The sequence below is a fragment of the Parasphingorhabdus sp. genome, assembly GCF_048269865.1.
GTDB lineage: Bacteria > Pseudomonadota > Alphaproteobacteria > Sphingomonadales > Sphingomonadaceae > Parasphingorhabdus.
The window spans coordinates 223,457-244,633 of sequence record NZ_JBLWUA010000006.1 but is presented as its reverse complement, the minus strand read 5'-3'; the positions used below and the strand labels follow the sequence as shown (position 1 = coordinate 244,633).

At 57.2% G+C, this 21,177-nt stretch carries 15 protein-coding genes; 7 read left to right on the top strand and 8 right to left on the bottom strand.

Going from position 1 to position 21,177, the window contains the following annotated elements:
• Positions 1–722: 722 nt before the first annotated feature.
• From ACN0WW_RS10300 to ACN0WW_RS10290, 3 genes are all read left to right on the top strand, one after another.
• Positions 723–1,004 carry a hypothetical protein gene (locus ACN0WW_RS10300; RefSeq protein WP_417612094.1) on the top strand — a complete coding sequence of 94 codons (282 nt, stop codon included), beginning with the start codon at positions 723–725 and terminating at the stop codon, positions 1,002–1,004.
• An 83-nt stretch (positions 1,005–1,087) separates the two neighbouring features.
• Complete coding sequence (locus ACN0WW_RS10295) at positions 1,088–2,023, top strand: tyrosine-type recombinase/integrase (RefSeq protein ID WP_417612092.1); 936 nt, start codon at positions 1,088–1,090, stop codon at positions 2,021–2,023.
• Entirely contained in the window at positions 2,020–2,670 is a 651-nt protein-coding gene (locus ACN0WW_RS10290; protein WP_417612090.1) for a hypothetical protein, read from the top strand. The genes ACN0WW_RS10295 and ACN0WW_RS10290 overlap by 4 nt, the downstream gene beginning before the upstream one ends.
• 260 nt (positions 2,671–2,930) lie before the next feature.
• On the opposite strand, the gene ACN0WW_RS10285 is transcribed toward ACN0WW_RS10290, so the two are convergent.
• The 4 genes from ACN0WW_RS10285 to ACN0WW_RS10270 form a co-directional block, all read right to left on the bottom strand.
• A complete protein-coding gene (locus tag ACN0WW_RS10285; RefSeq protein WP_417612088.1) occupies positions 2,931–5,294 on the bottom strand; it encodes a serine/threonine-protein kinase in 2,364 nt (787 codons plus the stop codon).
• A gap of 8 nt (positions 5,295–5,302) precedes the next feature.
• A complete protein-coding gene (locus ACN0WW_RS10280; RefSeq protein WP_417612086.1) occupies positions 5,303–5,839 on the bottom strand; it encodes an ECF-type sigma factor in 537 nt (178 codons plus the stop codon).
• Between the two features lie 70 nt (positions 5,840–5,909).
• On the bottom strand, positions 5,910–6,098 hold the full coding sequence (locus ACN0WW_RS10275) for a hypothetical protein (protein WP_417612084.1): 189 nt from the start codon (positions 6,096–6,098) through the stop codon (positions 5,910–5,912).
• A gap of 18 nt (positions 6,099–6,116) precedes the next feature.
• Positions 6,117–12,668, bottom strand: a complete 6,552-nt coding sequence (locus ACN0WW_RS10270) for a hypothetical protein (RefSeq protein WP_417612082.1) — start codon at positions 12,666–12,668, stop codon at positions 6,117–6,119.
• Positions 12,669–13,097: 429 nt separating this feature from the next.
• Between ACN0WW_RS10270 and ACN0WW_RS10265 the strand changes: the two genes are divergently transcribed.
• Positions 13,098–14,288 carry a hypothetical protein gene (locus ACN0WW_RS10265; RefSeq protein ID WP_417612080.1) on the top strand — a complete coding sequence of 397 codons (1,191 nt, stop codon included), beginning with the start codon at positions 13,098–13,100 and terminating at the stop codon, positions 14,286–14,288.
• A 144-nt stretch (positions 14,289–14,432) separates the two neighbouring features.
• On the top strand, positions 14,433–15,398 hold the full coding sequence (trxB, locus tag ACN0WW_RS10260) for a thioredoxin-disulfide reductase (protein ID WP_417612078.1): 966 nt from the start codon (positions 14,433–14,435) through the stop codon (positions 15,396–15,398).
• Here trxB and ACN0WW_RS10255 read toward each other — a convergent pair whose 3' ends face one another.
• Genes ACN0WW_RS10255 through ACN0WW_RS10240 form a run of 4 tightly spaced genes read right to left on the bottom strand, consistent with a single transcriptional unit; the run spans position 15,399 to position 18,274 of the window.
• On the bottom strand, positions 15,399–16,217 hold the full coding sequence (locus ACN0WW_RS10255) for a hydrolase 1, exosortase A system-associated (protein ID WP_417612076.1): 819 nt from the start codon (positions 16,215–16,217) through the stop codon (positions 15,399–15,401). It abuts the gene before it with no gap.
• Entirely contained in the window at positions 16,214–16,921 is a 708-nt protein-coding gene (locus ACN0WW_RS10250) for a hypothetical protein (protein ID WP_417612074.1), read from the bottom strand. The genes ACN0WW_RS10255 and ACN0WW_RS10250 overlap by 4 nt, the downstream gene beginning before the upstream one ends.
• Complete coding sequence (locus tag ACN0WW_RS10245) at positions 16,918–17,190, bottom strand: acyl carrier protein (RefSeq protein WP_417612072.1); 273 nt, start codon at positions 17,188–17,190, stop codon at positions 16,918–16,920. The genes ACN0WW_RS10250 and ACN0WW_RS10245 overlap by 4 nt, the downstream gene beginning before the upstream one ends.
• 34 nt (positions 17,191–17,224) lie before the next feature.
• On the bottom strand, positions 17,225–18,274 hold the full coding sequence (locus ACN0WW_RS10240; protein WP_417612070.1) for a GNAT family N-acetyltransferase: 1,050 nt from the start codon (positions 18,272–18,274) through the stop codon (positions 17,225–17,227).
• A 30-nt stretch (positions 18,275–18,304) separates the two neighbouring features.
• Between ACN0WW_RS10240 and ACN0WW_RS10235 the strand changes: the two genes are divergently transcribed.
• Both ACN0WW_RS10235 and ACN0WW_RS10230 read left to right on the top strand, forming a co-directional pair.
• The gene (locus tag ACN0WW_RS10235) at positions 18,305–19,849 is read left to right on the top strand and encodes an acyl-CoA ligase (AMP-forming), exosortase A system-associated (RefSeq protein ID WP_417612068.1); all 1,545 of its coding nucleotides are present in this window, start codon (positions 18,305–18,307) and stop codon (positions 19,847–19,849) included.
• Positions 19,846–21,081 carry a pyridoxal-dependent decarboxylase, exosortase A system-associated gene (locus tag ACN0WW_RS10230; protein ID WP_417612066.1) on the top strand — a complete coding sequence of 412 codons (1,236 nt, stop codon included), beginning with the start codon at positions 19,846–19,848 and terminating at the stop codon, positions 21,079–21,081. The genes ACN0WW_RS10235 and ACN0WW_RS10230 overlap by 4 nt, the downstream gene beginning before the upstream one ends.
• Positions 21,082–21,177 lie beyond the last annotated feature (96 nt).

The window sequence follows — 21,177 nt, the reverse complement described above, 5'->3', positions numbered from 1 at the left end:
TGTTTCCCATGGAGTTCATGGGATTCATGTTGGAGTCGTCATCCCCTGCGGGGATGACAGGAGCGTCGCGACTTTGTCGCTCAGCTCCTAGATTTTTAAACAATGTTTTAAACAACCTTCCCAAGGAATGACTTTAACCCCCCAGCTACAAGTAGGCCGTATTGGTTCTCTTGCAGCTGGGGGTCTTCTTGTCCCATGGGAAAGTGGTGAAGAACCTGGCGGAGAGCTATTCCGCAGACCGGCGGAGCTCCTTACCGATCAATCCAGTTCCGAAACCCGGCCTTGTGGCCAGCTCGGTCATCCAGCATGGCTGGACGCGATCAGTGATAACTTACCTTCAATTATCACCAACCAGAAAGTTGCAGTCATGCAGTGCTTTCATCTTTGGTGGGTCTTTTGCCTTGGAGGCTGGCTTTCACCGAAATGTGGTTAGCAGATCGATTTTCCAATCGTGTTTGCTCACTCATAGCTCCGGTCTTATTCCCGGCTACCGTTCTGGCCGCGGGTCACGGCAAACAACCCTGCAAAATATGACAAATTACTATCGCTAAATAGCTCTTCGTAGGCGCTGCAGATCGTTGCCCTGATCAATCAACTTAACTTGAGATCATCCTACCATAATCCGGATTCGGTGTCGGCTCAAAAACGCCAAACAATAAAATTTTCCAAATCAATGTCGCTGGGCGTAGACATGTCTACGTAGTCACGTCTACAGCGACAGAATGAAAAATAAACGAGACAATGCATATTACAGAGCGCGGCTTGCCAAATCGAGCCGAAATGATCTTCTGGCTAAAGTCGATAGCGGCGAAATATCTATGCATGCAGCTTGTGTTGCAGCGGGGCTTCGCAAAAAGCGCTCGGACACGACGTTGGAGGGTTTTAAGCGAAGTTGGGAACGATTATCAAAAAATGATCGCCGGAGATTTGTCGCCTCTAACCTAATTGAATTGAATACGATTGTGCTCTCTGTTCGGGATCAATTAATGGCTAAAAAACAGTGAGGTAGGACCGGAATTAGCCCGACAGACCTCGCCGCTTGCCCTAATATGTGAACATCAAAACACGCATTAGGAGTAGTCCTTCAATGAATAATATTACCATTTCTGAAGCTTGCCAAATCTGGCTCGACCGATGCCATCTCGAGAAACTAGAGCGAGCCACTATCCATGCTTACCGCTCGCATGTAAAAAACCACATCGTGCCGAAATTGGGCTCGATAACACTGACTGAACTTACGGCTGTTGATGTGCGCCAGTTCCTTGACGATATGCTGCGGGACAGCACGCGGTCCAATGCGAAAAAGACATTGACCAGTCTTCGTTCTATCGTCACCGAAGCGCAGGAGAGGGGCTTCGTGCAGCATAATGTTGCAAGGGATGTCAAACTCCGCCGGTCACAGCGGCATGACCCAGAGCGCGTGTTTCCATCGAAAGAAGAGATTAGGGCGCTTATTTCCAACGCATCACCGCGCCACCAGCCGCTTGTCATGACAGCTATCTTCACTGGTATGCGCATGTCAGAGCTTCGCGGTCTGACCTGGGATGTTATCGATTTCAATCGGAGCATTATTACGGTGCGTCAGCGTGCTGACCGCTATTGTGAAATGGGCAACACTAAAAGTAAGTCTGGGCGGCGTGAGATACCGATGGGGCCGCAGCTATTGAACGTGCTTAGAGAATGGAAATTGCGCTGTCCGGCGGGTGATTTAAACTTGGTGTTTCCAAATGGTGTTGGAAATGTCGAGACGCACTCTAACATTTACAACCGCGTCTTTAAGCCGTTGATGACCAAATGCGATATTGTGGATGGCGAAGGCAAACCGCGTTTCTCGCTGCATTCACTTCGACATGCTGCGGCATCTCTTTTTATTGAGCAGGGCTGGCCGCCCAAGAAGATCCAGACGATGCTTGGTCATTCTTCGATCACTATGACGTATGATGTCTATGGGCACTTGTTTCACGACCCTGCAAAAGATGTAGACCTTATGGGTGAAATGGAGAGGGGGTTGTTGGCAGCATGAATTCGAGATATTTGTTCCCCAATTGTTGCTTGGGAGTTGCCGCAATTACTTTTTTCATCGTTGGGTGCACGATCAACTCAAACGACAATGATATCGATCAGCAAATCGAGCGAGACTGGATTCAGTTGAGCGACGGCAGCTATTATGAAAGTCATCGTGACAAGCTTCTCGACGGCTTAACCGATGAGCCCGCACTATATGCCCGTAGGGAGACAAACCGCTGTTGGCCGGAAGGTGACGAATTTGATTGCATGATTCTTTCGTCAGATGATGACGATCAACAGGTAAGAAGCATTCGGGCGGAACACCATAAACAGTCAAAACTCGGTGATTTTTCGACTAATCTGACAGGGTATAGTTGTTGGGTTGAACCCTCTGAAATGTTTGGGATTATTTGGCAGGAATCAATTTCAGACAAAAATGGAAATGAACTCATTTCAAATGTCTATTCCCGGCGTGAACCTGTGTCTGGACCCTGGGCAAAAACCTATGTCGACGATTTTATGAGAGAAAATAAGCTTCTGGAATTACCTCAATTTTACGATTGTCGGGGTCTTAAAAAGATAGTCGATCTAGGTAGCTATGCGACGTTAGGAACGACCGCCGTATCTCGAAGCGATTTTTTTGGAGGCCCGAAAAAGAGGTAAAATTCGAAGGTTCCACTGGAATCATAATCCATGTGTCGGGGGTTCGAGTCCCTCCTCCGCTACCATTATTGGTTACTGAAACTTCCATCGATCGTAACGGCTTTCCAAAGCGCTTAGTCATCCGCCAGCACTGCTGGTCGTTTTACGCATTGCGGCTAAAGCGATCCGTCTGGGGGAAGCATTGCCACGGGATCGGAGGGTGTCGTGGCGACTACGCTCGAACGCCCGGGAAAGCCCAGAAAGTCGAGGCTTGGTCCACTCTAACCCGATTGGCTCGCCTTTGGGCACAGCCGCGCCCGTTCTTGCAGCGGCGCGAGGCGATATTTCAGCGACACGGCTGGCAAGTCATATTGTTCGGCATAAGCCGCATATAGCGCAATCGAATCGCGCGTTAGGCGGCATGACAGCGATTTTTCATCGTTGATCCAATAGGCTTGTGATGCTTCATGCAATCTGTGCGCATAGTTCAGGGAAGGGACGGTTTCCACGCCCTCGGGCCATTCGCCTTGACGGGCCAGGTGCATGCCCCTGGCGATAAGTCGCGATGCTTCGGCGCGTTTGCCGCCCTCGGCTGCGATCCGGCCCATGACGATGCTGGTAATGGCCAGACGGCGCTGGAGATCGTTATCATCCGGATCGGCATTATAAGCCTTCAAATTGCGGGCGTGGGCTGTTTCCATGACCGACCAGGCCTCGTTGATCTGACCCATTCTCAAGAGCGTTCGGGCCAGATTCGAGGCGATGGTCGCTTCCAGTTGATAGTCCTCGGGCGATCCGGTTTCTTCCGCCAGTTGCCGCTGCGCGGACAAGGCTGCGCGAAAAGGCTCAATTCCGAATTTATCACCTTTCTTCCAGATCTCTATACCTGCGTTGAGGTTGAGCAGGTCGTTGTAGGACCGACGCACAGCCTGGGTGGATCGATACTGTTCGGGAGCATTATCGATTGCTTCCAGCCCGCGCCTGATCGCTTTGATGCCTGCGTCTTCCCGGCTGTTGCAACAGATCAACGCATCGCCGAGATAGCGTTCGGCCCGGCCCAGTTCCGCAAGGGTTGTCGAGTCGGGCGTATTGACAGACAGCAAGAGTTTTCGGGCCCTTTCCAAAAGGGAAACAGAGCCCGCAGGATCGGTGTACGTCTGCAGCTTGTCGCGTGCCAGGCTAACTAATGTTTGGGCCAGCGCCAGAGCGACTTTGTCGTCTGGAGCATCTGCATAAAGTTGCTCCAGAATTCGCGCCGACCGTTGGTAAAAATCCATGCCCTTCGAAATGTCGCCGCTGTTCCCGCTGCCGAACGACCCGGTTGCCTCGGCAAGCCGGGCGAAGCCGCGACCGGCTGCCAGCCGTGCGCTGGGCGAGGCGGTCGGATCCGAGGCGAGTTCATCCAGATATTTCTGCGCACTTCGGGCCAGCAACAGTCTGGCTTGCGAGTTACCCGGACGGCTGCTGACTTCATCGAAGATATCGAACATCATGGTGCTCGCCAGTTCTCGTGTATCGGCAAGGCTTTGTTCGGCAGCGAAATGTGCAATTTCCGCTTCGCGATACGAGTGCGTGACAAAGATTAGCGCACCGGTAAGCGCAAAAGCCGTGAAGGCGGCAGTGCCGACAAGCAGCTTCTGCCGTCTTGCGAATTTGCCTGCGGCATAGCGGAGGCCGCCCCCGACGGCAGAAACCGGGCGCAAGTCTGTAAAATTGTCGATGTCTTCAATCAGGGCCGAGACGGAAGGGTAGCGATCTTCCGTCTTCTCGGCGCTCGCCTTGTGGGCAATGGCCTGCAGTTCGGATTCATTGCTTTCTTCGAGCAGCCTCGAGAGCAGTTTGCCGAGGGCATAGACATCGGTCAGCGTCGATGCGTTTCCACCGGAACGCAGCTCAGGGGCAGCGAAACCCGGCGTGTGCCCTAATTGCTTCTCATCTTCCTCCTCGCTTTCCGCGTGTTCGGAGCGTGCGATGCCGAAGTCGATCACTTTGACTGCATCATGATCCGTCACCAGTATATTGGAAGGAGTCAGATCGCGGTGGATGATTAACCGCTGGTGAGCAGCTTCGACGGCGACGCAGATTTGTCGGAACACCTGGAGCCTTGTTTGGAGGCTACGCGGCTTGGTAGTCAGCCATTGGCCCAGCGGGACGCCATCGACGAACTCCATCACGAAATAGGGTGCACCGTCCGGTGTCTCGCCTCCATCAAAGAGTCGCGCGATGCCGGGATGGTTGAGATCCGCGAGGATCTGACGTTCCCTGCGAAAACGATCTACCATCAGGGGGGTAATGAGGCGCTTCTTGATCAGTTTGATCGCGACGGCGTGATCGAAATCCTGGGCCGCGCGCTCGGCCAGATAGACATTTCCCATCCCGCCACGTCCGATGAGGCGCAGGATGCGATAGGCGCCGATCATGTCAGGGATGGCTTCGTCTTCCAGCACTTGGGACGCGCCGCCCGTCATGAGGCCCGGCGCCGATGAGCGGCTCGCCGCGAGCAGGGTAAGCGCACGGGCTCTGGCCGCCTCGCTCAGTGAAGCGCAGGACTCAAGATATGCCAGACGCTTGTCAGACGGTTGATCGAGCGCTTCTTCGAGGGCTGCAATCGCCGAGCGTTCCGTTTCGGGATCGTGCCGGTTCATCGCCAGTCCTAATTTGCCATCCGGTCTTGCAGCCAGATGCGGCTTGCGTTCCAGCGCCGCTTGACGGTGGCGACGGACACATCGAGGACGGTCGAGATGTCGGTCATCGACATCCCGCCGAAGAAACGCATCTCAACGATGTCCGCTCGTTGCGGATCTATGTCCCGCAACTCGCTCAAATGCATGTCCAGGGCCAGCAATTCGATCGGCATTTGCCATTCGGCGATATTGGTCTGCAGCGTCACCTTCGTGTGGTAGTGCTTGTCTGCATTACGGCGCCGCGCTTCGTCGATCAGAATTTGCCGCATGATCCGTGCGCTCAGCGCCAGAATATGCGCGCGGTCCTGAAACTTGATCCGGTTCAGCTTTGAAAGCCGGATGACCGCTTCATTGATGAGGTCGCCTGTCGAGAGCGAAGAGTTTCGTTCCTGCGACAGCTTGGCAGCAGCGATTGCTTCCAGTTCCCGGTGGATTTCCTTGATCAACGAGCCGCCGGCATCGGCATTGCCCGACTGCCAATCGGCCATCAGTCCTGCATGATCCATCAACGCACCTCTCGTACCCCGCTTCGAGAATACACGCCTTTCAACAGATTTCCAGCGCGTGGTCTTTCCTTTACCAGTCCCACAATGAAATGTCGTTATGTTCAGCCAGAACGATAAGGTCTTCAAGCTTGCGGCCAACGCGGTCCCGCTCGCGGAGCTTGCGCTTCAGCCACTCGCGGCGACTTGCCAGTGGCTGATCGAGCGCTTCTTCCAGCAATTCAAGCAGCTCTCGCTCAGCATGGGGATCGAGCTTTGTCACGCTCCGAGACCGCCCAGCCTAGAACCGCCAGCCGATGGTAGCAGCGCCCGAGATATCGTTCTGGTCACCTCCCAGGAAGGCATCGAACTGCGCCCCCAGAGTCCAGCCCTTGCCAAGCTCTATACTGGCTGACGCGGCAGCCGATACGCCGCCACCATCCGTTACCGGCGCAAGCACGGTGAAGGGCGCATTGCCGCCGTCGGCAAAAGCGAGCCGCGCGCCAACGGTGTTGGAGGACGCTTCGACATATTGCGCCGAAAGATCGAACGCCACACCTCTGTCTTGCAGATTGAGGAAAAGCCCCCCGCCATAGCGCGTCTGACCGTCCGATGCGTCTGCCGATGTGAGGGCGACACTGCCTGCGCCGGTTTCATTGTCTAGCGAAAGATCGCTGTGGACATGCTGGACCGATACCACGGGACCGGCTGCCCAGCCACTTCCCATAGCAAAGCCATAGCGCGCTTCACCGGCAAAGGTGGTGCTGTCGATCTGAGCCTGGCCGAGAGCTGTGCGGCTCAGGGCATTGACGGTGAGTGTACGCGTGACGTTTGCGTCGGTCTCCCCATAGCTGAAAGCACCGCCAATTGTCGGCCCTGCGCCCCCGGTGCCGTAGCGTGCGTGCGCTGTCAGATACCACATCTCGTAATCGGCGCTGCTGGCGCGCCGCGCAATATCGACGTCACCATCGCGGTAGCCGGTCGAAATACCCGCTGCCCACTGGTTGCCTGCACCGACATAATCGATCCCGAAGTCGAAGCCGAGATCGTCCTGTTCTACCCGCGCACCATTGCCATCGCCATCGATCGAACTGTCGGAAAAGCTCACGCCGCCCCAGATAGCCCAGCCGGGCGCGACAGCCTGCCGAGAACGGGAAAGCGCGTCTCTGGAAAGGCGCAGGCCATCGCTCCCTGCCTGCGCGAGCAGCGATGCGTAGATCTCGCCGGAAACGCTATCGAATGCGGTCAGCGCCTGATCGGTACTGGCAAAGATCAGCTGGTCAATCACATCGTCCAAGTCGCCGGTGGCACCGGGCTCAAGCTGGTCGAAGGCGGCACCGACCGCGCGCTGGTTCGGTGTCTGGCCCAGCGAGGCGAAGGGCACGACGGGGCCTTCGCGCCCGGCATTGAGGATCACGCGGTTGCCTTCATAGGTCATCGACAGATCGAGGAAGGGCAGGTCCGCATCGATCGCACTGAACTCTCCGGTCAGCGCGCCGCTTGCATCGAGGATCAGGAATTGCGCTGAACGGTCAAAGTCGCCTTCTGCAGTCAGCGAGGATACGGCAAGGGTGGAATCGCCGATGCTGATGTCGCCGTCGACGGTCACCCGATCCGAAACGAAAAAGCCCGAGGTGGTCGCATCCGCGGTCATCCCGTCAATATCGACAAGGAGTCGCGAGCCGTCTGCGAGCACAAGGTCGCTGCCGATGGCGGTGGTCTGGAAGGGCTCGACGCCGCCCGGCGACAGATCGCCTTCGACGGTGATCGCATTGCCCATGCCGAGCAGGATTTCGTCGAGCGAGTTGAACACCCCGCCCGCGCGCACGAAGATCGCATTTGCGCCCGCGCCCATGTCGATATTGCCGGTGAACGTGCCCTCATTGTCGAACACATCATCGCCATCGCCGAAGATCACATCGCCGTCGATGGTGCCGAGATTGAACGCGCTTTGTCCGTCATCCACCGTCGCAAAGTTCAGCGCAAAGCCATCGGCGGACGTAACGCTGCCGGTTTCGGTGATTTCGAATGCGTTGATGAGGCTGTCGGAGACGATCCCGTCCGAACCGGCGCCTGATACATCGATTGCGCCGGTGACAGTGACGGTCGAATAGCGGTTCGAGCCGGTGCGGCCGGTGGCATTGGTCGAGCCTGCATCGCCCCAGCCGCTGCCGATCACCACGCCATGCGCGCCGGCGCCGGTGGTGGTGATCTCCCGCGTACCAATGGTCAGCGTGACATCGGCATTATCGGCTGCGTCGAACGCGGGAAGGTCGCCGACCTGGATGCCGTGCGATCCTGCGCCGTTGGTCGCGACCGAAAGCGGGGCCATCGTGACCGAATATTGCGGCCTGAGATCGGTTGCGGCGTCGCTGTCGACGAAATTGCCTTGCAGGCCGCCCCAAAGGATGCCGATTGCGTCAGCGCCGCTTGTGTCGATCATCAGGTCGCCGGCGATCACAGCATCGACAATCGCGTCCGTGAAGTCACCGTCCATGGCGGCGAATTCGATCCCGTGCGATCGCGCGCCGGAGGTGGTGATGGAGCCTTCTCCGATAAAGAAGGTGGCATCGGTCGCGTCTTCGGAATCGGAAGCACCGCCGATCCCGTTGGCGAGCGAGCCGATATAGGTCCCGCGGCTGTCATCGCCTGTGGTTTCATAATCCATGAAATCCATCGAGAACGTATGCGATTCCTGGAAGCCGATACCCGTCTGCGTGCCGATGCTGACCGCATCGCTATTCGCGCCTGCAGTGCTGATCTGGTTGTCGCTCATGCTAATGACGGTCGTCGACTGATCGCCCAACAGGCTCGCGACATCAATGCCAAGGCTGTTGTCGCCCTGCGTGCTGATCGTGGTTTCGCCAATGTCGATGGAGAGGATCGATCCATCAGGTTGCAATCCCGCGACACCCTCGGGCAAGTCATTAACAGTGATCGCCGCACTGTTGTTGCCCAAGGTCTCAAAGCGGCTGTTGGCCACAGTAACGGACTGAACCGAGTTTTCGCCAAGCAATTCGGTCACCATCGCGCGGCTATTGTCGCTGGCGGTCACAAAGCTGCTGTTTGTGATGGTTACGCCTTTGATGCTGTTATCCGATTGAGTGCCGACATAAAACGCGTCGCTATCCGCGCCCTGTGTGGTGATATCCACCGCATCGAAAGTGAAGCTGGTGATATTCGAACCTTCGCTGTCATCGCGCCCAAACACGAAGCCGCCGGAATTGTCGCCTTCGGTCGCGATACTGGTTTCGGCCAAGAAAAACGTGTGCGATGACTCGCCAGCAGCCTGATTGCCATCGACGATGATGCCGCCCGAACCGTCACCGGTGCTGCTCAGCGTGCCACCGATCATCACGAAGTTACCGACGTTCGCCGTTTCGCGGCCAGTGACGCGCAGCAGTGCGCTGTCATCGCCCTCGCTCCGCAGTTCGGAATCGGCGATGATGAAGGTATAGTCGCTCGCGCCGCCGGTATTCAGCCGCACCACGTCGCTGCCACTGCCGCTGGTGCTGACCGCGGAATCGAACAGTTCGAGGCTCGCCGAGCTTGTCCCGCCCATATCGAGCAGGATCGCCGCGGCATCGGCGCCCGTCGTCGAGATATCGCTATCGGCAATCGAACCGGTAAAGCTGGAACCGATCGGGCCATCGAAGCTGATCGCGTGCGAACCGTCGCCGGTGGTCGATACAGTGCTGCGGCCCGTCGGGTGGGTCGCGCGCAGGAAGATCGCGCCGACGCTGTTCGCCACACCGCCGCCGGTCGCGATGGCATCGCTGTTCGCGCCGGTCGTCGTCGCGGTGATACCGGTAAACTCGCCATAGAAGGCCTTGCCGTCGCCCGCGTTCAACTCGGTCAGGCTGAAGAGCGGAGCATTGGCGCCGGTGCTGCTGAAGCTCGTATCGCTGGCAAGGATCGCCAGCGCCTCGACCGCCGAGATCACCGGCGCGTCATCATTGCCCGATCGAATGATCGCACCATTCATCGCTTCGACCACGAGCGAGCCATCCGCTGCGATCGCGCCCGCGCCCATCATCGATTCAACAGTCGCATCATCCACCGTCACCTGATGGGCGAAGTCGCTCGTGTCGAACATGTCGATGCTGATCGGATCGTTGGTCGCGGCGTTCATCGGGCCGATGGTCGAAGCTTCGCCACCGCTGCTGGTATAGTCGGTGATGATGTTCTGCGCATTGTCGGTAATCTTGGCCTTGGCGACGGTCACGGCGCCGGTAATCTCGTCCACCGCCTCGCTGTTCGGCACGATTCCCATCAGCCGGATCGCATAGGCATCGCCCGTGCCACCCGAAACGGTTGCGCCATCGCCCGCCCGAAGGAATGTGCGGTCCTGCTGGGTGATGCGGATCGCGTCGGAATTCACACCGGCGGCAGTGATATCCGCGGTTGCATTGATGACGATGTCGGCAAAGACGCCGCCCGCCGTGATGTTGTCGCGGTCGCCAATCGTGGCATTTTGCGCACCGATGATCTCGATCCCATGCGCGCTTTCGCCTTCGGTCGAGATTTCTACGCCGTTAACGAGAATGCCGAAGTCGGAATCGGATGCCCCGTCCAGCTTGCTGTCGATGAAGATGCCGGTGCTGCGATCTCCTTCGGTCGAGATGCTCGTATCTTCGATCGAGATCGTTTGCGAAGTTCGGTCGATCGGCCCGGTGGACGCCGTACCGACGGCAATGGCGACGCTATCATCGCCCCGCGAAGTGAAGTTGGCATCTGAGACGGTAAGAACGCTGATCGAGTTGGTCTGTATATAATTCGCAATTTCGAAGACTGTGCTCGTATCACCTTCTGTCAAAAGCGTAGTGTTGAGCAAGTTTACGTTAAGTACGGAATCGATGCCGGCAAGACCGCCAATGAGGACAGCATGGCCGTTGGCGCTATTTGAGCGGGTAAAGATCGAATTGGTCGCATCGAAGGTCATAGCGCTATCTTGCCCGATGGCGGCAATGCTGATCGTGTCGGAGGATTGGCCAAACGTGGCCAATACCGAGTCCTGGATGGTGAACTCTGTATTCGTGCCTTCGCCCAGCTGCTCGACCAGAAAGCCGTTGCTTCCGGTGCCAGTGGTCGTGAGGACAATCGTATCCAATATCATCGAAAGCTGGGAAGCGTCGGCCAGCGGTTCGATGGCAATCCCGTTGGATTCATCGCCAAGGGAACCGATCACGGTCTGATTGAAGCGTGCACTGATTTGCGCCGGGCCACCCGCACTGCCAAGCCGAACCACATCCGATTGATCGCCCTCCGTGAGCACCACGCCGACATTGTCGATAAAATCGATCTGATCTGCGAGCACAACGATCGCACTCCCCGCGCCCATCTCGATTTCGCCGCTATTTGTCAGCGTGACGCGGCTGGTCCCGTCGCGAGTCTCGTTCGCGTCGCTGGCGGCGAAATTGACCGAGATGCCGATCGAGCCCGGATCGGTCGTGTTCGACAAGTTAATATCGCCGCTATTGTCGACTTCCGCCGAGACATTGTCGCCGGTCGTTGCGAACAAGGTAATCCCATATGCGGCCGGGGCATCGAATGCGATATCGCCATCATTGTCGAGCGTCATGAGATACTCGCCTTCGGCGGGTGCGCCGAAGGCGCCCAGCTTGATGCCGCTCATAGCGTCTCCCGAGCCCGTTATCGCTCCGGCGTTGACTACCTGGATGAGGCTACTCTGAGACTGTGACCATGCAAAAATCCCCGTGCCGAAGCTGCCGGGTGCAGTCATGTCGATGTCCGACGAGGAGCTGACGCTAATCAAGCTGAGCGTTCCCCCAGCTTGCGCGAGGACGCCGTAAGTTGCGTCGCCATTGGTCGTGATCTTGCCAATGGTAGCGACGCCGACAGTGGCCCGGTCGGGGACATCATCGAAATATTCTACGGTGAAATCGTCCGGATCGACGAACGGGAATGCTCCGGGAAACTGCGACGGGCCGGTCAGTTCCGCGTAGGCGACGATACCGTGAGTCTGATTGCCCGAGACTGTGAGATCGGCATTATTGATGATGCTGACGCCGCTCGCGCCGGAATCCATAAATGCTTTGCCAACGATTGCCCCGGCGACGCCATTGAAGTCCGTATCGAATTGATCGGGACTTGTGGTCACGAAAATGTCGCCATTATTTATAATGGAAACGTTCGCGCCACGAAAGCCCAGGCCCAGTATGCCTGCGGTGACGGCTTCGCGCTCGCCGGACCCGTTTGACTCCGCTCTGAGCACGCCGGAATTGTTTATGCCGATGCCTCCTCCGAGATCTGCCCGCGCTTGCAGGGCGGTTGCGGAATCGCCCGTCGCTGTCGCGATAATGTCGCCATCGTTGCTGACGCGCACCACACCCCCGCCTTCGGCGACCGCTTCGATGCCTCGAGCGAAACCGCCGTTGCCGTCCGCAGTGACATCCGCCGCGCTGGTCAGGCTGAGATCGAAGCCTTCCTGCGTGATTGCGAATATGCCTTGCGCATCACCGGCGATATTGGGATCGTGGAACACATTGATCCGTACGCCGTCTTCGATATCGATTGTCAGATCGCCGTTATTTTTGACGAGTTCGATGCCGGCATAGCCCGGCGGCGCTATAGGGGCATCGGGATTGCGGATGACGATGCGTTTGAAATCGGGCGTACCGGGACCTGCGGTGATGCCGTCCGCCAGATCGCCTTCGCATATTGCCACCTTTTCGCCATCGATGACAGTGATTGGGCATTCCGCACTATCGCCGGGGACAATCTGTTGTGCGTGCGCGGGGCTCGGGGAAAGCAACAGGCCTGCTCCCAGAACACTCGCCGCCGTGCTCAATTTCAGCGTGTCGCGATATCTCAAAGTTCCACCAATGCGCATGCAAAATCCTCCAGCTTGGCGTCCGCAAAAAAAAACGGGCCCTCAATTAAAGAGGCGTAATTAGCGCGAGAAACGGCTCAAAAAAGATTCCGGTCCGGTTCGCAATGGCGCGGACGCTTCATGGAGGTTGAGCCAAAAAGGCCTGCAGCGCGGGCGGCTAACGGTGCTCGCCCAAGTCGATGCTCGAACCCTACATGCTTTTGGGATTCGACTGATGCGCCAGCAGCAGGGCAGGGCTTGCGTGCGGTTGATCACAGCAGCTGTTTTGGTTCGCTGTAAACGGGCTGAGAATCAAGGCTGCCAATTGTGGTGGCTAACAGGATCCCTGGCGCTCGATACCAAATCAATGGAAGTAAATTTTACTCCGTTCGACTTATCGGTTAGGGCAAGGGGTCTCGGTTCGTCTGGGACGTAAAACAGGAGGGCAATTTGAGCAGGATTCAAGCAGCGCTTGCGGTCACTGCCGCTGGTACGATGGGGGCGTTTGCATTCGGTGCACTCGTGCTATTTCCGGGTCCAGCCGGAGCCAATGTCGCCATTGCGATGACGCCGCAGTCACTGGCTCTTCCGCCGTTGGAACATGGGATCAGCAATCCCATGGCGCTGCAATCGAGCGAAACCGGTCCTGCAACGGATGGTGCCGGTTCGGCGGCGCCGGCTGCGGAGGACAGAGCCTATGTGCCGCCTGCGCAGGCAGAGCCGCCATTGCCTGCGCTGCCGCCCAAACCGGTCTTGTCGCAAAAGGATTATCCAGACTGCCGGGAAGATCATCTGCATCTTCCGGACCCGCATGACAAAGCCAAAAATATCAACGCCTGCACGACGGAGCTGGACAATTATTACAGTGGCGTTCTGACCGAATATCGCAAGCGCATGAATGAATATCAGGACGAGCTGTCCCGCATTTACACCGAGAAAGTGGCGGGCAGGATGGAATATTCCGCTGCCACCAGAGATCGTTTCTACAAAGAGATTATGGAGGAACATGCAAACTCGGACCCGGACGGCGAAAATATGGCGGTCTATCGGGCGGCGGTGCAGCTTTACCAGGCAGATCGCGATTATCTGAGCGACCGTTACTGCTACAATACCGGCTGCGGTGGGTATCCGGTGCCGGACAATTATGGTTTTCTCCATATGGAAGGCGGCAGCGGAAAGGCCGCAAAGTCGAGCAAAAGCGCTAGCAAAGGCAGCAAGGCCAGCAACAATAAGGGCTGCAAGAAATCCCGCGGGCGCGGGCGGCTTCTGGGCGGCATTTTTGGCGGCGCGCTCGGATCGGTTGCCGGACTGAACAAGGTCGGTTCTTTCATCGCCAGCGCGGCAGGCGCGGTTCTCGTTGGCGAGATCGCCTGCAAATTGAGTGAGGATGAACAGGAGAAAGCCGCGGAGGCCACGCTTGCGGTAGTCGAGGAGGAAAAAGTGGGGGCAGTTGCCAACTGGCAAAGTCCGACGCGCGGCGGCGTATCCGGGTCGTCCACAGTCACTGCACTCAACACGCAGCCCAATGGCCGCAAATGCCTGACGATCACCGATGTCGCGATTATCGACGGCGAAGAGACGCGCGTTTCCAAGCAAATGTGCCGGGGAGCCGGTCAATCCAAATATGTGATTGCGGCCTGAACGGACGCCAACCATCGGCAAGCTTTCAATAGCGGCTATCTCCGCCGAAAATTATTCTTGCCGTGGATGAGCGGTGTTAGCTCTTGCCTACCTGTGTCAGGCATCCCTATTTGCACAGTATAGAATCATAATCGGGAATGGAATATGGCCGAAACGCATCGCACAAAAATGCTCATTCTGGGTTCGGGGCCGGCTGGATTGTCGGCGGCTATCTATGGCGCGCGCGCTGGCATGGAGCCGATCGTGGTGCAGGGGCTGCAACCCGGCGGCCAGTTGACCATCACCACCGACGTCGAAAATTATCCCGGATTTCGCGATGTCATTCAGGGCCCGTGGTTGATGGAAGAGATGCAGGCGCAGGCCGAAAGCGTCGGCACCCGCACCATATTCGACACGATTGTCGATGTTGATTTTTCCAGGCGACCGTTCCGGCTGAAGGGCGATGGTGGCGACATCTATGAAGGCGACACGCTGGTTATAGCAACCGGTGCGCAAGCCAAATGGCTCGGTCTGCCCGGCGAAGAAGAATTGTCGGGGAAGGGCGTCTCGGCCTGTGCGACCTGCGACGGCTTTTTCTATCGCGGCAAGAAAGTCGCGGTGATCGGCGGTGGTAATACCGCGGTCGAGGAAGCGCTCTACATGACCAATCATAGCGATGATGTGACCCTGATCCATCGCCGTGACAGCTTGCGCGCGGAAAAAATCCTGCAGGACCGGCTGTTGGCCAATCCCAAAATCTCGGTTTTGTGGAACAAGAATGTGGAGCGGTTCGTCGGTGGTGGCGATCCGGTCGGACTGGTCGGGCTTGATCTCATCGACACGCAGTCCGGTGACACCAGCCATCTGGCAGTTGATGGTGCGTTTGTCGCCATCGGGCATGCGCCAGCGACGGAGATCTTCAAGGACCATCTCGACCTGATTGACGGCGGCTATATCGAAGTTCAGCCGGGCACGCCGAAAACCAAAATTCCGGGCCTGTTCGCCTGCGGCGATGTCATGGACCATGTGTACCGGCAAGCGGTCACGGCGGCTGGTACCGGCTGCATGGCGGCGCTGGATGCGGAGCGTTTTCTGGCCGAACAGGAATTTGAATTGATTGCAGCCGAATAATCAGGCGCTGCGCAAAGCACCCAGTAATTTTCCGGTGAGCCAGTTTTTGGCGTCGGTATCGGCAAAGCTGTGAGAAGCGCTGTCGAGCGTTTCGATGGAGATTTTATTCTCCTGCCGCAGCGTTTCATAATCTGCGCTATTCCAGGCAGCGAGGAAGGCGCGGGCGGTTGTGTCGCGCTTTGCCAGCAAAATCTGGACGTGTTGCTCCAGTCCTGACAGCGCGCTTCCCAACCGCAAAGACAATGCGCTATTCTCATCGGATCGAGAGGCCTGTTTGAGGCCCTTCGCCAATTTCTTCAGGTCAATTTTGCCGGAGAGCAGATCGATGATCGTCCGCGGGTTTTTGATACGGTCCCAGTAGCGCGATCGGATGGCCGCCGATGACATGGTCGGTTTGTCGGGCTCTGCTTCACCGCTCGGCTCAATCACCCAAGGATTGGCCAATATATATCCGTCAATGCCCGCCTCTGATCCGAACAGGGCCAGTGCGGTAGCCGCATCGCAATTTCCGAAAGCGACGATCTTCTGGGCTTGCTGTTTTTCCCTGAGAAAGCGTGCTGCGGCCGCGATATCGGCGGCGCTGGACAGGAAGCCGTCATTTTGCCCACTGCTTTCGCCGATTCCGCGCCGGTCATAGCGGAGCACCGGAAAGCCCTGTTCGCATATCTGCATCGCCAAAGATGCCATGCCATTATGAGCGCCCGAGCGGATTTCATTGCCGCCGCTGACAATAAGCAGAGCGGTCGTGCCAGAGGCGGTGTCGAGGGTGGCCGCGAGCGTCTCTTCTCCACAGGGGATTGCATGGAAACTGCGCGTCATTGCCCGATCCATTGCGCAATATCCTGAGCGATAGCCGATGACATGGCCAGATCATCATCAGGTTCGGCGCGCAACCACAAGGCGCTGCCGGGAATGTGCACGTCAGCTGGTTTGCTGTCTGAGTCCAGTCGTGCCACCCGCTGATCCGGCATCTGCGGTATGTCCGCCGCATTCAGCTGCTTGAAGAGCTCTGACCCGAGGATATTGCCGGCCAGCTCTATCGATCCGGCCTCAGCCTGTTCGGTTAGCTGGGCAAGGCTTGTACTGAGGCCTGCCTCCCGGTCGGCTGCCACCCTGGTCCGCATCATCGTCCGCAAAATGGTTGCGCCCTTTACCGGGCTGAATACCCAGTGACTGGCCTCTGGCATCGCAGCAATCGTCAACGCGCCGGCACGGAAGGAGGCGATATGGGAGATATCATGCTGCTGGGCGCAAGTCTGGATGGCGTTTTGCCAGTCGGACAAGCTGGTCTGTTCGAGTGCGACAAGGCTTTCGTTCGTGCCCGGCAGGTCCGGCAAAAAGCTGCCAACTTCCAAAGCTTCCAGTGCGCGCATGACGTCGACCAGCATCTTGCGCATCCGGTTCATTTCGTCAAACAGCGGCGGAACCAGCAGGATCCGGCGATGTGACTGTGGCGCCGTACATAAACAGAGCTCTTCGCGATCCGCAAATTCGTAGGAGACGAATGCGGGCGGGGCGGTCACTCGTTGACTTTCATCTCGGCAAAGGCAACCAGATTGCCAAAGGTTTCAAACAGTTCGCCGTCAACTTCATCATCTTCTATCATGATGTCGAGACGGTCTTCGAGTTCGGTGAGCAATCCAGCGACGGCCATGCTGTCCAACTCCGGGAGAGCGCCGAAAAGCTCGGTTTCCGCCGTGAATTCTGCGACCTGCTCTTCGCTCAGGCCCAAAATATCCCGCATCACTGCACGCACGGCAGCTTCCGGCGTTAAATCGACCTCATTTTCCATCAAAAACCCCCGAATCCCGGATAACGGCGCCTCCCTAAAGGGAAGCGCGCTTTCCGGCAAGGCCCGACGCATAATGTCGCAAAATTGGTAGCCATGACAGTGGGTTGTTGGGCCAGTAGAACTCCAGCCGGTAGCGGTCCCGGACATCCTCCATCCACTCCCTTTTGTAGCTGTCGTTGCCGGTCCCGAAATCGATCAGATTGACATGGTCGATATCGATCACATGCTGGAACATGGCCACCGATAGCAGGGTGCCGGGAGAGGACTTGGTGGCATCTTCGACATGCGCCAGTTTGTGGATCAGTGCTTCGCCATTTTCGACGGTCCAGAACTGGGCCGCGACCGGCGCGCCATCGATATAGGCGAGGCCAAGACGCATACATCCAGCAGCGGCTTCATGTTGCGCCAGTTTGCGCAGAAAATCGGGATTGCCTTCTTCCGGTTTCCAACTGCGCTCATATACCGAGACATAGTCATCCCAGTCTTCGTCGGAAAATTCCTTTTCAATCCGCACCGACACCAGATTTTTCTTCTCTTTGCGGCGTACCGTGTTGCGGAGTTGACCGGGACGGTCGGCCCAATATTGGTCGAATGTGCGACCGTTGACGTTGAGGATATGGTTGTCGTCGGCTTTCGATCGGAACACGATCCAGCCGGCCTGCTCAAACGCCCGCTGAGTCAGGCTTGCAGCCGAATCTTCATCCGGAACCGGCGTGATTTCAATATGGTGAGAGCTGGACTTCAGTTTCTTCGCGAGCTTTGCCAGCAGCGCCAATTTGGTAACCTCGTCATATTCGCCGAGGAAAATCGGACGGTAGGTGAAATTATACCAGTTGGCCAAGGCAGCGTGGCGGCCGATTCCGGTTTTCATCAGAAACATCCATGCTTCTGCTTCACCTTCCTGGCTGTGAACAATCAGCGGTGTCTTGTCCGGCAGGCACAGTTCGTGCAGCGGTTTGAGCCATTCAATCCGGTCGAACAGGGATTTTTGCGCGGCTCGCCCAAGTTTTTCTCCAGCTATGGCTTGCACCGACTGGAAATTGCTATGATATTCGCTGGTCATGGCTAAGGTCGTATCTGTCACAAATCTGCTCTTTTTCCCATAGGTCAAACATTGAATATTGCTCCCGAAACCGCCGCATTTCCGCTCGACCATTTGACTATAGGCAAGGATCCGGATGCGAGCGCTCTCGTGACGCGTTCCGGTACCCTTAACTACAAGATGTTAAATCATCGTATCGCTTTGCTGGCGTCATGGCTGCAGGCTCAAGGCGTCGTCCGGGGCGATCGCGTGGCGACCTGGCTCTCGAAAACCGAACTGGCCTGCCTCATGCCGCTGGCTGCTGCTCGAGCCGGTCTGGTGCACGTGCCGATTAATCCTCTGCTGAAACAGGCTCAGGTTGCCTATATCATGGCGGATAGCGGGGCCAGGTTGCTGATCAGCAATAGCGGACGCCTGAAAACGCTGGCGGACAGCGGCGACGATGCGGCGTGGAGCCTGTTCGAAGACAAGGCGGTCGAGGTCGCTCTGGAATCAATCGTCAATCCGGTCGAACCCAGTGCCGCAACGACGAATATCGATGATTTGGCGGCCATCCTGTATACCAGTGGTTCAACCGGTCGGCCAAAGGGTGTGATGCTCAGCCACGCCAATCTTACGCTCGGCGCACTAAGTGTCGCGGATTATCTCAAGCTATCGTCCGATGACCGCACGATCTGCGTCTTGCCGCTGAGTTTTGACTATGGCCAGAACCAGTTGTTGTCCACCTGGGCGGCGGGTGGATGTGCGGTACCGCTGGATTATCTGACGCCTCGCGATGTGCTGAAAGTCTGTGCGCGTGAGCAGATCACGACCCTAGCAGCGGTGCCGCCGCTCTGGGTGCAACTGGTCGAGCAAGACTGGCCTGAGGAAGCGGTTGCATCGATGCGGCGGCTTACAAACAGCGGTGGAGCGCTGACCCCGACACTGGTCAAACAGTTGCGCGCGATTTTTGGCGCAAAAACCGATATCTATGCGATGTATGGCCTGACCGAAGCGTTCCGCTCCACCTATCTTGATCCCTCGCTGATCGACGATAATCCCACCAGCATGGGCACGGCGATCCCGTTTGCCGAAATTCTGGTGGTCGATGAAACCGGTGCCATTGCCGCGCCTGATCAGCCGGGCGAACTGGTCCATTGCGGCCCCCTGGTAGCGCAAGGCTATTGGAATGATCCCGAACGAACGGCCCAACGGTTCAAGGACGCACCGGCAGCCGCGACGTCCGGCGGCACCGCTGCTTTCTCTGGTGATACCGTCAAGCGCGGCAAGGATGGATTGCTCTATTTCGTAAGCCGCGATGATGCCATGATCAAAAGCTCCGGCAACCGTATCAGCCCTACAGAAATTGAGGAAAGTGCCGTGGAATCGGGCATTGCTGCCGAAGCGGTTGCGCTGGGCGTCCCCGATGAACGGCTTGGCCAGGCCATCCGTTTGTTTGTCCGGCCGGTTGGAAATATGTCCGAAACCGATGCGCTCACCGCTCAACTGGAAAACTATTTAAAGCAAAATTTACCGAATTTTATGCACCCCAGAGATATCGTCCTGCTGTCCGAATTCCCGAAGAATCCGAACGGGAAACTGGATCGCAATTTACTGGCCAGCATGGATGTTGAATGATTAAGACCAAACCCACCGGGCCGATCCCGTCCGGATATGAAGCGATTGATGGTGAGCTTGCAATCGGTGGCCTGACCGCTAGTGCGCTCGTCGCGCAACATGGTTCGCCACTGTTTGTCTATTCCACCCGCATGCTTGACAGCCGGATGGCGCAACTGCGGGCCGCTATGCCTGACGGTCTGGATCTTCACTTTGCCATGAAGGCCAATCCGTTCCAGCCAGTGCTCCGCCATATGGTGGGTTTGGCCGATGGGATCGATATTGCCTCAGGCGGAGAATTGCGCATGGCCCTCGACGCCGGCGCACAACCGGCGCATATCAGCTTCGCCGGCCCGGGCAAAAGGGATGACGAATTGGAGCAAGCGATCCGGGCTGGCGTCACCATCAATCTCGAGTCGCCCGGCGAATGTGACCGGGCTCTGAAGATCGGTTCAGCCGTGGGGAAAGCGCCGCGATTGGCGATCCGGGTCAATCCGAATTTCGATCTCAAGGGATCGGGAATGAAAATGGGCGGCGGCGCCAAGCCATTCGGTATGGATATCGAGTTGGTGGCCCCGACGGTGAAACGAATATTGGAAGCTGGCGCAGATTGGCGCGGGTTTCACATCTTTGCCGGCTCACAGGCGTTGAGCGCGGACGCCATCATCGAGACACAGTCGCAAACCCTGGCGCTTGCGGCTGATCTGGCGGAGGCCATCGGGCGTGCGCCGGAGCATGTCAATCTGGGTGGGGGTTTCGGTATTCCCTATTTTCCGGGTGATGAACAGCTGGACATCATCAAGGTCGGCGATGCATTATCCGAGCAGCTCAGACAATTGCCGGATATTCTGTCGTCTACCCAGTTTGCCATCGAACTGGGCCGCTATCTGGTGGGTGAAGCCGGTGTCTATCTGACCCGTATCGTTGACCGCAAGGAAAGCCAGGGGCATATTTTCCTCGTTACCGACGGTGGTTTGCATCACCAGCTGGCTGCCAGCGGCAATTTCGGAACCGTCGTGAGGCGCAATTATCCAGCGGCTATCGCAAACAGATTCGAGGAAGAGCCTGCCGAAACGGTGTCGATCGTCGGTTGTCTGTGTACCCCGCTCGACCGCTTGAGCGACAATGCCGCTATGCCAAAGGCGAGCGTGGGTGACGTCGTCGCGATCTTCTGTGCAGGAGCCTATGGTGCCACTGCAAGCCCTGCCAATTTCCTTGGCCAGGGACCAGCCAGCGAGATATTAGTCAAATAATTCAATGCCGTTGGCTTCGGTAACGGGTTGTTAGCGTTAATCGCAAATTCAGCAAATCCTAACGCTATATTCACTATTTTCCATCATATCCACGTT

What these genes read in the sequence shown, in the direction of transcription:
- ACN0WW_RS10230 (WP_417612066.1), top strand. Translation starts at nt 19,846, where the DNA reads ATGATTAAGACCAAACCCACCGGGCCGATCCCGTCCGGATATGAAGCG.
- trxB (WP_417612078.1), top strand. Translation starts at nt 14,433, where the DNA reads ATGGCCGAAACGCATCGCACAAAAATGCTCATTCTGGGTTCGGGGCCG.
- ACN0WW_RS10285 (WP_417612088.1), bottom strand. Translation starts at nt 5,294, where the DNA reads ATGAACCGGCACGATCCCGAAACGGAACGCTCGGCGATTGCAGCCCTC.
- ACN0WW_RS10300 (WP_417612094.1), top strand. Translation starts at nt 723, where the DNA reads ATGAAAAATAAACGAGACAATGCATATTACAGAGCGCGGCTTGCCAAA.
- ACN0WW_RS10245 (WP_417612072.1), bottom strand. Translation starts at nt 17,190, where the DNA reads ATGGAAAATGAGGTCGATTTAACGCCGGAAGCTGCCGTGCGTGCAGTG.
- ACN0WW_RS10290 (WP_417612090.1), top strand. Translation starts at nt 2,020, where the DNA reads ATGAATTCGAGATATTTGTTCCCCAATTGTTGCTTGGGAGTTGCCGCA.
- ACN0WW_RS10280 (WP_417612086.1), bottom strand. Translation starts at nt 5,839, where the DNA reads ATGGATCATGCAGGACTGATGGCCGATTGGCAGTCGGGCAATGCCGAT.
- ACN0WW_RS10255 (WP_417612076.1), bottom strand. Translation starts at nt 16,217, where the DNA reads ATGACGCGCAGTTTCCATGCAATCCCCTGTGGAGAAGAGACGCTCGCG.
- ACN0WW_RS10295 (WP_417612092.1), top strand. Translation starts at nt 1,088, where the DNA reads ATGAATAATATTACCATTTCTGAAGCTTGCCAAATCTGGCTCGACCGA.
- ACN0WW_RS10270 (WP_417612082.1), bottom strand. Translation starts at nt 12,668, where the DNA reads ATGCGCATTGGTGGAACTTTGAGATATCGCGACACGCTGAAATTGAGC.